We start from the raw sequence: 12877 nt of genomic DNA, 5'->3' as shown, positions 1-12877 counted from the left end.
TACTAATAAAAAATATTAGTAGAGTGTATGGGCTAAATTTTAAAATACTTATACTTAAATTATAAATTAAAAATAGATAAAATCAATAGAAAAAAATCAAATTTTTTCTAATTTTTCATAAAAGTTTTCGACAAATATATACTATTTTAATTAATTTTAAAAAAGCATTGAAATATATGGATAAAGTATACTAGTATTATAGATAATAAAAATATTGTGTATAAATGAAGGTGAGAAAATGAACATAAGAGAAGAGTTTAATAGTATTTTTAAGATAAATAATGACCAAGTAGAATTTATTAAGGAGAAGCTTAACTACAAAGATAAGTTATTAATTGTTGGAGTTGAGGCAAATGAAGATTTAAATGATAAAGTTTCAAAATATGAATATTTTATCGAAAAAAATAGTGATGCTTTTCTGAATAACTTTTATAAAAAGGGAAAAAGTTTTAAAGAAATATGTTTTTTATGTCAGGTGGTAAAAGAGTTAAGAGAAATTAGAGTTATAAGAGAGTTATCGAAGAAAATATACGAGCAATTAGGGGTAAATGGATATATAGTGTTGCAAATTATTAATTATGACAAATTTATAATTGGTGGTAATAAAGAGAAAATATTTAGTGATACTGAAATTATTTCTCCTATTTGGAAAGAAGATTTGATTAATGTATTAAAGAATATTGGATTTGTAGATATTGAAGTATATGGATCTTTTGATAAGGATAATTTTAATGAGATAAATTCTAACTCTATGATTGTAAGGGCAAGAAAGTATGAGGATTTATTAAAAGATACTCGAGATTATGAAGATTATAGTGAAAATGTTGTTGAGTCTAAAGTGTGTGGTGGTTGTTGTAGCAAGAAGTCTGGCGGATGTTCTGGTTGTAGTGGATGTTCAAAGGGCTGTAATAGGCATTAATTCATAATTACTAAGAAAAAATTAATATTTAGAAATACCAAAAAGAATTAATATAATGTATAATATTAACTAGAATAAAAAGCAAAATGGGGAACTTTGTATTGTTTTTATGAATTATATGAAGGAGGTATGAAACTTGGCAAAACCAAGCATATTTAGTAGAGATTACGAGAAAAAAATGAGAAGAAGAAAACGTAGGATAACAATAGGAATTATTTTGATGTTGCTAGTTGTAGTAATAGCATTTGTTAAATTTCAGTTACCTAACATAGATTTCACACAAGTTAAAGCAAAGATACAAGCTTGGGTTGATACAGGAAAATCTGTAGAGCAAGAGGAAGATGCAGTGGACGAAGAATCAATAGATGAAGAGAAACCGCAGGATGTTGAAAAGGAACCAGAGAGAACATATATTGATTTTAATATAAAAGAAGGTACTGTTGCTAAAGCAGAGTACGTAGAAGCAGAAGGTGTTAAGAAGTTTGTAGCATTAGAACCTATAGAAGGGTATACTTTTTCCTTAAGTCCTTCACAACAACAAATGATTGTAATGGATCCTAATCAAAATTTATATCTTTTAAATGTAGATGGTAGTCTAAAAGATGTAACGAAAAAAGAGTATATTTCAACGTCTAAGCAGACATTTCCTAAAGATAAAATGTTATCCGCTTATGAAGGATATATCTGGAATTCTATACCAAGTTTCATAGATGAAAATACTATTATTTATGTATCTCAACTACCGTATTTTGGAGAGTCGGCAACTCATAAGTACATATGGATAAAGGATTTGATTAACAATACAGATAAAACTTTATGGAAAACAAAAGGAATGGACATTCAAATTGGAGAAGTTGTACCTGATAAAGGCATAACAGTAACAATAGATGGAAATATAAAGTACATTAACGCTGATGGAATAATTTCTCAATAAAGAATGAGTATTTACAGATTAGTGTAAAAGAAACAAATAATTTGATAATAATTAGGAATATGTGATATAATATCCTAGTCTATCAATAGGTAAATAACTATTTTAGGAGGAATAATAAAAAAGATGGAAGCTAAAATGGAAAAAATAGAAAACAACGTAGTTAAGTTAGAAGTAAGAGTTGAAGCAGAAAAGTTTAACGAAGCACTAAAGAAAGCATATAATAAGAATAAGATGCACTTCAATGTACAAGGGTTTAGAAAAGGTAAGGTTCCAATGGCTATGGTTAAGAAGTACTATGGAATAGAAGTACTTTTTGATGATGCTATTAACTTTGTTATAGACGAGACTTATCCAAAGACTATAGAAGAAAATAACCTAAGACCGGTTGATTACCCACAAATAAACGTTGTAGAAGTTGGGGAAGGAAAAGACCTTGTATATATTGCACAAGTAACTGTATATCCAGAAGTTATTCTTGGAGAATACAAGGGATTAGAAGTAGCTAAGAATTCTTATGAAGTAAAAGAAGAAGAAGTTGAAGCTCAATTAAAGTCAATGCAAGAAAAGAACGCTAGAGTTGAAGTTAAGGCAGAAGGTACAGTTGAAAATGGAGACATAGCTGTTATAGATTTCAAAGGATTCATTGATGGAGTTGCATTTGAAGGTGGAGAAGGAAAGGATTATCCTTTAGAAATTGGTTCAGGTTCATTCATAGATAACTTTGAAGAACAATTAGTTGGTGCTGCTGTTGGAGAAACTAGAGAAGTTAAAGTTAAGTTCCCAGAAGCATACGGAAACGAAGAATTAAACGATAAGGATGCTACTTTTGAAGTAACAGTTAAAGAAATTAAGGCAAAAGAACTTCCAACTTTAGATGATGAATTTGCTAAGGATGTTTCTGAATTTGATACAATAGCTGAATTAAAAGAAGACGTAGCTAAGAAGATTCAAGAAAACAATGATAATAGAGCTGAAAGAGAATATGAAGATGCAGTTATTAATGCTGCTATAGAAACAGCTACAATTGATTTACCAGAAGTTATGGTAGAAAAAGAAATAGATCATATGATTAAAGATTTAGAATCTAGATTACAATATCAAGGTTTAACTTTAGATCAATATATGGAATTTACAGGAAATACTGTTGAAAAGATGAGAGATTATATGAGAGCAAATGCGGAAAGAAAGGTTAAAGCTGATCTAGTTCTTGAAGCAATTGCTAAGGCTGAAAATATAGTAGCAACAGAAGAAGAACTAAAGGAAAAAGCTACTGAAGTTGCAAAGATGTACTCAGCTGGAGAAACAGAAAAAATGGTTGAATTATTAATTAATTCACAAAAAGCTATGTTAGAAAATGATATAGTTATGGGTAAAACAATTCAATTATTAAAAGATAATTGTAAAACAGCTTAATATATACAAGAGATAATTGCCAGAAAGTATTTCTGGCAATTATTTCAAATTAATATTAACAATTAAAGACAAATCAAGTATAATTTAAATATAATTTAATTAATATTATAATTATATAAGATTGGGTATGTTAATTAGGAGGTAGTATTATGGCATTAGTTCCAATGGTAGTAGAACAAACAGGCAGAGGAGAAAGATCTTATGATATTTTCTCAAGATTATTAAAAGATAGGATAATCATGCTAAGCGGTGAGGTAACAGATGAATCTGCTAACCTAATTGTAGCTCAATTATTATTCTTAGAAAGTGAAGATCCAGATAAGGATATATTCTTATATATAAATAGTCCAGGTGGATCAGTTACAGCTGGTATGGCTATTTATGATACTATGAATTATATTAAGGCAGATGTATCAACTATATGCGTAGGAATGGCAGCTTCAATGGGGGCTTTCTTACTATCTAGTGGTGCAAAAGGAAAGAGATATGCTCTACCAAATGCTGAGGTTATGATTCATCAACCTCTTGGAGGATTCCAAGGTCAAGCAACAGATATTGGCATTCATGCAAATAGAATGTTAAAGATTAAAGAGAGATTAAATAAGATCTTAAGTGAAAATACTAATCAACCATTAGAAAAATTATCAGCTGATGTAGAAAGAGATTATTTCTTAGACGGTGAAGAAGCTGTAGAATATGGAATTGTTGATAAAGTAATAACAAAGAACGAATTAGGGAAAGATAAATAACAACCTATTGTCTAAGTGAGGTGAATGTATGGCTAAATTTGATGACAAGAAACAGCTGAAGTGTTCTTTTTGCGGTAAGAATCAAGACCAAGTAAAAAGATTAATAGCTGGACCTGGTGTATATATTTGTGATGAGTGTATTGATTTATGCTCAGAAATCATAGCAGATGAGTTTGAAGATACTCTAGAGTTTGATACTAAAACACTTCCTAAGCCACAAGAAATTAAAGAATATTTAGATTCTTACGTTATTGGTCAAGAAAGTGCAAAGAAATCTTTAGCAGTTGCTGTTTATAACCACTATAAAAGAATAAATTCTAATGAGAGCAATGATGATGTTGAATTACAAAAAAGTAATATACTTTTACTAGGACCAACAGGGTCAGGTAAAACATTTTTAGCTCAAACATTAGCAAAATTCTTAAATGTTCCATTTGCTATAGCTGATGCCACAACATTAACAGAGGCTGGATATGTTGGAGAAGATGTAGAAAATATTCTATTAAGATTAATCCAGAATGCAGATTATGATGTTGAAAGAGCAGAAAAGGGAATCATTTATATAGATGAAATAGATAAGATAGCAAGGAAATCTGAAAATCCATCTATTACAAGAGATGTTTCGGGAGAAGGTGTTCAACAAGCACTTCTTAAGATATTAGAAGGAACAGTTGCATCTGTACCACCTCAAGGAGGTCGTAAACATCCACATCAAGAATTCATTCAAATTAACACTGGAAATATATTATTTATTTGTGGTGGAGCTTTTGATGGATTGGATAAGATAATTGAAAAAAGAACAAGAAAGAGTTCTATTGGATTTGGAGCTGATATTCAATCTAAGGCTGAAAAAGATATTGGAAGCCTATTAAAAGCAATAGAACCAGAAGATTTATTAAAGTTTGGTTTAATTCCTGAATTTGTAGGAAGATTACCACTTGTAGTAACTCTTCAATCTCTTGATAAAGAAGCACTTGTTAATATTTTAAGTAAGCCTAAAAATGCTTTAGTAAAACAATACATGAAGCTATTTGAAATTGATAATGTAGAATTAGAGTTTACAGATAAAGCACTTGAAGCAATTGCAGAAAAGGCTATAGAAAGAAAGACAGGAGCAAGAGGACTAAGATCTATAATTGAAGATGTAATGACAGAGATTATGTTTGAAATTCCTTCTGATGAAAGAATAAACAAGGTTGTTATTACTGAGCCTACAATTAATAAGAAGGAAAGACCAGAGATTCAAATGCTTCCGGAAGGTGAGGTTAGACCTCAATTAAAAGCTAAGAAGCCTAAAAAGAAAAAAGGTGTAGAAACTGCTTAATAAAAAAGGTTGTTTTTACAGCCTTTTTTTTGTTGTCTAGGAAATTATACTTATAACAAACTCGTGAATACCTTCGACATTTTTATGTTACTGAAGTTTTTTGATTTATAAAAATTATCAATTAATTCTTATTTATGTATAGCAGACTTAGGAAGAGTTAATAATTATAAACGGATATAATTAATGACTTGGAGGTAGAGTAATGGCAGAAATTTTGATTTTATTACAGATAGTTTTAATGGGGTTAATGATATATCTTATTATATCTAATAATAAGAGTATGAGGGCAAGAAAAGTAGTTATAGATAAAGAAAGTACTAAGGAATTAGAGAAGTTATACAAAATGAGGGGAATTACATTGACAGTACCCTTAACAGAAAAAAGTAGGCCTAGTAGTTTTCAAGAGGTAGTTGGTCAAGATAAGGGGATAAAAGCGTTAAAAGCAGCTTTATGTGGCCCTAATCCACAACATGTAATAATATATGGCCCTCCAGGAGTTGGTAAGACAGCAGCTGCTAGATTGGTTCTGGAAGAAGCTAAGAAAAACAGTAGCTCTCCTTTTAAGAAAGAATCTAAGTTTGTTGAAATAGATGCAACAACAATTAGGTTTGATGAGAGAGGGATTGCGGACCCATTAATAGGTTCTGTACATGACCCGATATATCAGGGGGCAGGCTCTTTAGGAGTAGCTGGAATACCACAGCCTAAACCTGGAGCAGTTACAAAGGCTCATGGAGGAGTACTGTTTATAGATGAAATAGGTGAACTTCATCCTATAGAACTAAATAAGTTATTAAAAGTTCTTGAGGACAGGAAGGTCTTTTTAGATAGTTCCTATTATAGTTCGGAAGATCCTAATATGCCTAAATATATTAAGGAGGTTTTTGAAAATGGTTTGCCTGCAGATTTTAGATTAATTGGCGCAACAACTAAAAGTCCAGAAGATATTCTTCCTGCAATAAGGTCAAGGTGCGTAGAAATATTCTTTAGAGCATTAGATTCAGATGAGATAATAAAAATTGGAGTAGATGCATCAAGAAAAGCAGGGTTAAAGTTAGACAAAAAGTGTGAAGAATTAATAGGAGAATTCTGTAGTAATGGTAGAGAGGTTATCAATTTAATACAGTTATGTTCAGGGGTTGCTTTAAATGAAAATAGAGATTATATAACTAACAATGATGTGGAATGGGTAATAGAAAATTGCCAGTATACAAAGAGAATAGAAGAAAAGGTATTTGAGGCCCCTTCTATAGGAAAAGTAAATGGTTTGGCTGTTTATGGCGCTAATATAGGAGCTGTTATGACTATAGAAGCATCTGCTAAGAGGGTTAAGGATGGTGTTGGAAAGTTAAAGGTATCTGGAGTAGTTGAAGAGGAGAGTATATCTAGTAATAATAAAAAGGTTACAAGGAAAAGTATGATTATTTCTTCTGTAGAAAATGTTCTAACAATACTAAGTAATATATTCGATATTGATTGTAAGAAATATGATATACACGTTAATATTCCGGGTGGTTCTTTAGTTGATGGTCCTTCAGCTGGTATAGCTATTGCTACTGCAATTTATAGTGCAATAAAAGATATGAAAGTAAATAATAAAGTAGCTATGACAGGTGAAGTAGGATTATTAGGTGGAGTAAAACCAATAGGTGGAGTTAGAGCTAAAATAATAGGGGCAAAGAAAGCTGGAGCAAGTAAAGTTATTATACCAAAAGAAAATTGGAGTGAAGGTCTTCTTGAAGTAGGTGGTATTGAAATATGTCCAGTTGAAAATATTAAAGAAGTATTTAATATGGCCTTTATAAATTTCCCTATATCTTTAGAAGAAGAGGATTTGAATATTCTTTCAGCCAGTGGTGAAAGCAAAGAGAAAGGTGTTTGCTAATTATAGCTAACACCTTTTAAAGTCTAATTATTGAAAAAAATATATATTATGTGTATACTAATTAAGTCTAAATAATTATAACATGGATGGAGGGAGAGTATCATGAAAGAGTATATTAGACTTCCTTTGATTCCTTTAAGGGGACTAACTATTTTTCCTAATATGGTATTACATTTTGATGTAGGACGTGAAAAATCAGTTGCTGCTATTGAAGAAGCAATGTTAAATGATGAAAATATATTTTTAGCATCACAAAGAGATCCGGAGATAGAAGAACCTACTTCTGAGAATATAAGTAAGATAGGAACTTTATGTAAGATAAAGCAAATAATAAAGATGCCTGGAGATACTATGAGAGTATTAGTAGAAGGTAAGGTAAGAGGCGAAATAAAGGAATATTTTAATAACGAAAACTACTTTGAGGTTTCTATAAGTGAGGTTAATGAAACTTTAGAAGAAAGTCCGGAGATAGAAGCTTACTTTAATTCTTTAAAGAAAACTCTTGCAAGATTTTTAAAACAAGCAGGCGAAAACACTAGTGAATTTGCCAAAGAAATAAAACTTGTAGATAACGTAATAGAGTATGTGGATATGGTTTCTGGATATTTACCAATATCTGAGGAAAAGAAACAAGAAATACTTGAAACTTTAGATATAAAGAAGAGAATAGAAGCTATCATAGTATTTATAGAAAATGAGATAAAGGTTGTTCAAGTGCAAAAGAAGCTTGCTAAAAAGATGAAGAAGAGTGTTGATGATTCTCAAAAAGAATTCTATTTAAGAGAGCAGCTTAAGTTTATTCAACAAGAATTAGGACAAGACGATGAAGAGACTAAAATAATAAAGGAATATGAACAAAAGCTTGAGACTATGAGATTTCCTAAGGAAGTTAAGGAGAAAGCTTCATATGAGCTAAAAAAGCTAAAAGGAATGAATATCTCTTCTTCTGAAGGAAGTACAATTCAAAGCTATTTAGATTGGGTATTTGATTTACCATGGGGTAAGAATACAAAGGAACGATTAGATATAAATAGGGCTGAAGAAGTTTTAAATGAAGAGCATTATGGATTAGAGGATGTAAAAGAAAGAATATTAGAGTATCTTTCTGTTAAGAAGATGAGTGGAACTTTAAAAGGACCAATTTTATGCTTAGTAGGACCTCCAGGTGTTGGTAAAACATCTATTGCAAGGTCTATTGCAAAGGCTGTAAATAGAAAGTATGTAAGAATGTCCTTAGGTGGAATGAGAGATGAAGCTGAAATTAGGGGACATAGGAGAACTTATGTTGGAGCTATTCCAGGTAGAATAGTTTATTCATTGAAAGAAGCTAAATCAATGAACCCTCTAATATTATTAGATGAGATTGATAAGTTAAGCTCAGATTATAAGGGGAATCCAGGGGATGCTCTATTGGAGGTATTAGATAGCGAACAAAACAAAACATTTAGGGATAATTACATGGAGCTTCCAATAGATTTATCTAAGGTTTTATTTATTACAACTGCAAATAGCTTGGATACAATACCACGACCATTGTTAGATAGAATGGAAGTTGTAGAAGTATCAGGATATACTTATGAAGAAAAGTTTAATATAGCAAGAAATCATTTGATTCCAAAAATATTTAAAGAATACAAATTAAATAATGAAGTTATTACTATAAATGATGAAGCTATTAGGTTTGTTATAGATGGTTATACAAGGGAATCTGGTGTAAGAAGCCTTGAAAGAGTTATTTCTTCTTTAATTAGAAAGTCAATGGCGTCTATATTAAAGAAAAATTTAAAGGGCATGAATATAGATAAGGCTAAGGTAGAAGAGTTACTTGGAACTAAGAGATATAGCTTTGATGAAAAGATGAAAGAAGACAAGATTGGTGTAGTTACAGGAATGGCTTGGACTGTATATGGTGGAGATACTTTACCAGTAGAAGCTATGGTTATGAGTGGTAGTGGTAAACTTCAGCTTACAGGACAGCTTGGTGATGTAATGCAAGAATCAGCAAAGGCAGCCTATACATATGTAAGGGCAAATGCATCTAAGTACAATATAAAAGAAGATTTCTATAAGACTAAGGACATACATATTCATGTTCCAGAAGGTGCGGTTCCTAAGGATGGACCTTCTGCTGGTGTTACTATGGTAACTGCTCTTGTATCAGCGTTATCAGGTAATAAGGTTAAGTGTAACGTAGCTATGACAGGTGAAGTTACTTTAACAGGAAGGGTTTTAGCTATAGGTGGTTTAAAAGAAAAATCTTTAGCAGCTTATAGAATGGGAATAGATACAATAATAATTCCAAAAGAAAATGAAAAAGATATAGAAAAGATACCTTCTTCAGTTAAGGAAAACCTTACTATTATAACAGCAGAGGATGTTGGAGAGGTATTAAAAAATGCTATAGTTGGAGATGAAGCCAATGAGAATTAAACAAAGTGAATTTATAATTTCGGCTGTAAAAAGAGACCAGTATCCTAAAGATGATAGGGTAGAGGTAGCTTTTGTTGGAAGGTCAAACGTAGGTAAGAGTTCAATTATAAATGCTCTTACTAATAGAAGAAAGTTAGCTAAAGTAAGTGGTACTCCAGGAAAGACAAGGCTAATTAATTTCTTTCTTATAAATAATGACTTTTATTTAGTAGATTTACCTGGGTATGGATATGCAAAGGTGTCAAAGAAAGAAAAGGAGAGCTGGGGGAAGACAATAGAAACTTACTTAAATGGTAGAGAAGAGCTTAAGAGGGTTGTTCTTCTAGTGGATTCAAGACATAAGCCAACAGCTGATGATATCATGATGCATGAATGGATAAAGCATTATGGATATGATGTTATAGTGGTTGCAACGAAGAGTGATAAGTTATCTAATAATGAATTAGGCAAAAGCAAAAAGATAATAAAAGAAACTTTAAAGTTAAGTCCGGAAGATAAATTGTATTACTTCTCATCATTAAATAAAAAAGGAAAAGATGAGTTAATAGATAATTTATTTGGAGATTTAGCTTCAGAAGAGTAGTAAATAGAGCAATTTAGAGTTTTTTCTAAGTTGCTCTATTTATTTTTTTGTAGTAAATAAGAAATTTTATATGAAAATTGTGTCAAATAATTTTTTATAGAATAAGATATACTATAAAAATTAAATATTAAATCCCAAGGAGGAAATGATATGGAAATCAATGACATTATTAATGGATTAAACTGTAATAATGGCACAAACAACAATAATTGTGGAACTAACAATAATAATTGTGGTTGTGGCGGAAATGGCGGATTTGGTAACTGCGGATTTGGTAACTGCGGTGGATTCGGCGGCGGATTCGGCGGTTGGTGGATTTGGATAATCTTATTATTCTTCTTCTTCGGTTGGGGCGGAAATGGCTTTGGCGGAGGCTTTGGTGGTAACTATGGTGGAAATAATTGTTGCTGCTGCTGCGAAAAGAAGAGAAAGAAAGATGATTGTTGCTGCTGCTGCGGAGGAAATAACTACAACAATGGATGCGGATGCGGAAATGGAAACAATAATGGATTCTTTGGCGGATCTTGGTGGTTATTCTTACTAGTTCTATTATTTATATGCTCTGGTGATTGTGGTGGTTGTGGCAACTTTATAGGTGATGGTTGCGGTTGCGGATGCTAATAAAATAGCTATCTGACTAATCTAGAAGGGAGCGATAGTTATGTCAAAGAAGAAGCGTAGAAAAGATAATTACTGCTGTTGCGAATGTTGTGATCCATGCAATTGTTGCAATTGCTGTGATTGTTGTTGTGATGATTGTTGCTGTGGAGGCAATAACAACAATGGAATGGGCTGTGGTATTCTAGAAGCTATTATATTCTGGCTAATAGCTTGCGGAGCAGGATTATTAAACACTAATTCAATCTTAATAATATTACTATTTTTACTTTATGGTTGGAGCTGCGGTAGTTGCGGATTCGACGGATTTGGTTGGTAGTAAAGTTATGTGGAGGGCAGAAATGCCCTCCAAAAAATTTGCCATAAATTATAACCAAAATATGCATTTGTACATATAATATCATAAATAATACTCATTTTAGGAGGATCATTATGTCAAAACGTAGGCATAGAGATAGATCAAGAGAGAGTAATAATATGGGTAGGAATCAAGGCTTTGGTGCAAACTCAAATAATAGATTTCCATTTGGAATTAATCCACAACAACTTCTTGGGATGTTAGGTGGAAACTTTGATATGAATAGACTAGGAAGCATATTAAATTCGATGAATATGGAAGGCTTTGATTTAAACTCAATGAATCAACAGATGAATAACAATAATAACGGAAACTCTAATATGAATAGTAACAACAATAATTTTAACTTTGAAAGTATGATGAATGCAATGAATGGAATGAATATGATGGGGAATCATATGGACAACAATAAAGTAAATACGGAAAATACATCTAAATTCGATGAAAGCTCATATTCTGAAGAAGTTGATGATGAGAACATACAGATATTATTATCTTTGAGAAAAATAGTTGACCCTAATAAAGTACAATTTGTAGATAAAATAATAGAATTATATAATAATGGTGCATTTAATGAAAAATAAAACTGTATAATTCTCATAAATATAGTCAATAATATTAATGTACCGGAGAAAGTATTCTCCTATAGCTACATGAAGTTATTCTTCATAAAGCTAAAACCCCCCATCCCCCTTTTAGGCCGCAGTTGATGCGGCCTTTTCACTTTTTATTTTTTGTATATTGAGGATATTTTGTATGAATTATCTCCGCTCTTTATTGTATTTACATAGAATGTAGTTTCAGTCTTTGATGAATCATCTTTTTCACGGATATATTTTTCAAAAGATAATGTCCATTTCATTGATGTTATATTACCTTCGTTATCAATAGATTCGTCATAAAAGAAAGCATTTTGAAAGCTGTATTGATTATGTTCTTTATCAAGGTTCCACAATAACCCTAGTTCGCTTTCTGAGATGTTTTCAGTGAATATATCTGGCACTTCATCTAATTCATAATCTTTTTGCAACAAGTCAATTAAAGACAGGATGTTGCCAAGATCCGGAATTTTAATGCTATCTTTAGTTATATTTATTGTGGCATTATCTATTATCATAAACGAATCTAAAGATGAGTTGCCAGAAGATGAGTTTAATGAGTAACATTGTGGAGTTTTATTTCCATTTGAATCTAGTATGCCAAAAATGTTTTTGTTAGATGTAAAGACCTTTTTAAAGTCACCATCTATCCATTTAAAGACATAAGATATACTTTTATCTTGTGATGCTTGTACTATTATCTCTGGCGTGGAGCTTCTAGAAAGGTTTTTTATAAATACTTTTGTTGGCCAATAGGGTTTTGTTTTTCCTAATTGATTGTTTTCACATAATTTACTTAGGAAATAGTTTTTATTTCCAATAGTAATTTTTATATCATCAAAGCCATCATTAGATATTATTTCAATAGTATCTTCTATATTGTCCCCGTTTAGATCAATTGATGTGGCTTTTCCATAATCTATGGGGGCTATAACATTAATATCAGTTTCATTTTTAGGGATTCGTAACAAAATTAATGTAGAGATTATTAGTATTATAAAAAATGAGAAGATTAGAATTTGTTTCTTTTTTATAATTAGTACCTTCAATTTACTCACCTCATAT

12 protein-coding genes are annotated in these 12877 nt (G+C 31.2%); 11 read left to right on the top strand and 1 reads right to left on the bottom strand.

The window, feature by feature from the left end:
* Window positions 1-238: 238 nt before the first annotated feature.
* The 11 genes from G594_RS18090 to G594_RS0100795 all read left to right on the top strand — a co-directional run bounded on the left by G594_RS18090 (window position 239) and on the right by G594_RS0100795 (window position 11797).
* Window positions 239-919 (top strand): hypothetical protein, encoded by a 681-nt coding sequence (locus tag G594_RS18090; protein WP_034865796.1) that lies wholly within the window; start codon window positions 239-241, stop codon window positions 917-919.
* Window positions 920-1055: 136 nt separating this feature from the next.
* Window positions 1056-1853 carry a hypothetical protein gene (locus tag G594_RS0100840; protein ID WP_027096818.1) on the top strand — a complete coding sequence of 266 codons (798 nt, stop codon included), beginning with the start codon at window positions 1056-1058 and terminating at the stop codon, window positions 1851-1853.
* A 123-nt stretch (window positions 1854-1976) separates the two neighbouring features.
* The gene (tig, locus tag G594_RS0100835) at window positions 1977-3266 is read left to right on the top strand and encodes a trigger factor (protein WP_027096817.1); all 1290 of its coding nucleotides are present in this window, start codon (window positions 1977-1979) and stop codon (window positions 3264-3266) included.
* A gap of 149 nt (window positions 3267-3415) precedes the next feature.
* Complete coding sequence (gene clpP / locus G594_RS0100830; protein ID WP_027096816.1) at window positions 3416-4015, top strand: ATP-dependent Clp endopeptidase proteolytic subunit ClpP; 600 nt, start codon at window positions 3416-3418, stop codon at window positions 4013-4015.
* Between the two features lie 28 nt (window positions 4016-4043).
* Window positions 4044-5339: an ATP-dependent Clp protease ATP-binding subunit ClpX gene (gene clpX, locus G594_RS0100825; RefSeq protein ID WP_027096815.1), complete on the top strand. Its 1296-nt coding sequence runs from the start codon at window positions 4044-4046 to the stop codon at window positions 5337-5339.
* A gap of 202 nt (window positions 5340-5541) precedes the next feature.
* Window positions 5542-7224, top strand: coding sequence for an ATP-dependent protease LonB (lonB, locus tag G594_RS0100820; RefSeq protein ID WP_027096814.1), 1683 nt, complete (start codon window positions 5542-5544; stop codon window positions 7222-7224).
* Between the two features lie 102 nt (window positions 7225-7326).
* Window positions 7327-9654, top strand: coding sequence for an endopeptidase La (lon, locus tag G594_RS0100815; RefSeq protein ID WP_027096813.1), 2328 nt, complete (start codon window positions 7327-7329; stop codon window positions 9652-9654).
* Window positions 9644-10237: a ribosome biogenesis GTP-binding protein YihA/YsxC gene (gene yihA / locus G594_RS0100810; protein WP_027096812.1), complete on the top strand. Its 594-nt coding sequence runs from the start codon at window positions 9644-9646 to the stop codon at window positions 10235-10237. Before lon ends, yihA begins: the two co-directional genes overlap by 11 nt.
* Before the next feature lie 150 nt (window positions 10238-10387).
* Window positions 10388-10858 (top strand): hypothetical protein, encoded by a 471-nt coding sequence (locus tag G594_RS0100805; RefSeq protein WP_027096811.1) that lies wholly within the window; start codon window positions 10388-10390, stop codon window positions 10856-10858.
* A 40-nt stretch (window positions 10859-10898) separates the two neighbouring features.
* A complete protein-coding gene (locus G594_RS0100800) occupies window positions 10899-11174 on the top strand; it encodes a hypothetical protein (protein WP_027096810.1) in 276 nt (91 codons plus the stop codon).
* Between the two features lie 113 nt (window positions 11175-11287).
* Entirely contained in the window at window positions 11288-11797 is a 510-nt protein-coding gene (locus G594_RS0100795; RefSeq protein ID WP_027096809.1) for a hypothetical protein, read from the top strand.
* 143 nt (window positions 11798-11940) lie between these two features.
* Here the strand turns inward: G594_RS0100795 and G594_RS0100790 are convergent, their stop codons facing one another.
* Entirely contained in the window at window positions 11941-12861 is a 921-nt protein-coding gene (locus tag G594_RS0100790; RefSeq protein WP_027096808.1) for a hypothetical protein, read from the bottom strand.
* Window positions 12862-12877 lie beyond the last annotated feature (16 nt).

The sequence above is a fragment of the Clostridium paraputrificum AGR2156 genome (genome assembly GCF_000424025.1).
Classification (GTDB): domain Bacteria; phylum Bacillota; class Clostridia; order Clostridiales; family Clostridiaceae; genus Clostridium; species Clostridium paraputrificum.
The sequence above is the reverse complement of the archived record's forward strand: the minus strand, read 5'-3'. Positions and strand labels throughout refer to the sequence as shown.

Coding starts and splice junctions, on each gene's coding strand:
- G594_RS18090 (WP_034865796.1), top strand. CDS start 239: ATGAACATAAGAGAAGAGTTTAATAGTATTTTTAAGATAAATAATGAC.
- tig (WP_027096817.1), top strand. CDS start 1,977: ATGGAAGCTAAAATGGAAAAAATAGAAAACAACGTAGTTAAGTTAGAA.
- clpP (WP_027096816.1), top strand. CDS start 3,416: ATGGCATTAGTTCCAATGGTAGTAGAACAAACAGGCAGAGGAGAAAGA.
- clpX (WP_027096815.1), top strand. CDS start 4,044: ATGGCTAAATTTGATGACAAGAAACAGCTGAAGTGTTCTTTTTGCGGT.
- lonB (WP_027096814.1), top strand. CDS start 5,542: ATGGCAGAAATTTTGATTTTATTACAGATAGTTTTAATGGGGTTAATG.
- lon (WP_027096813.1), top strand. CDS start 7,327: ATGAAAGAGTATATTAGACTTCCTTTGATTCCTTTAAGGGGACTAACT.
- yihA (WP_027096812.1), top strand. CDS start 9,644: ATGAGAATTAAACAAAGTGAATTTATAATTTCGGCTGTAAAAAGAGAC.
- G594_RS0100805 (WP_027096811.1), top strand. CDS start 10,388: ATGGAAATCAATGACATTATTAATGGATTAAACTGTAATAATGGCACA.
- G594_RS0100800 (WP_027096810.1), top strand. CDS start 10,899: ATGTCAAAGAAGAAGCGTAGAAAAGATAATTACTGCTGTTGCGAATGT.
- G594_RS0100795 (WP_027096809.1), top strand. CDS start 11,288: ATGTCAAAACGTAGGCATAGAGATAGATCAAGAGAGAGTAATAATATG.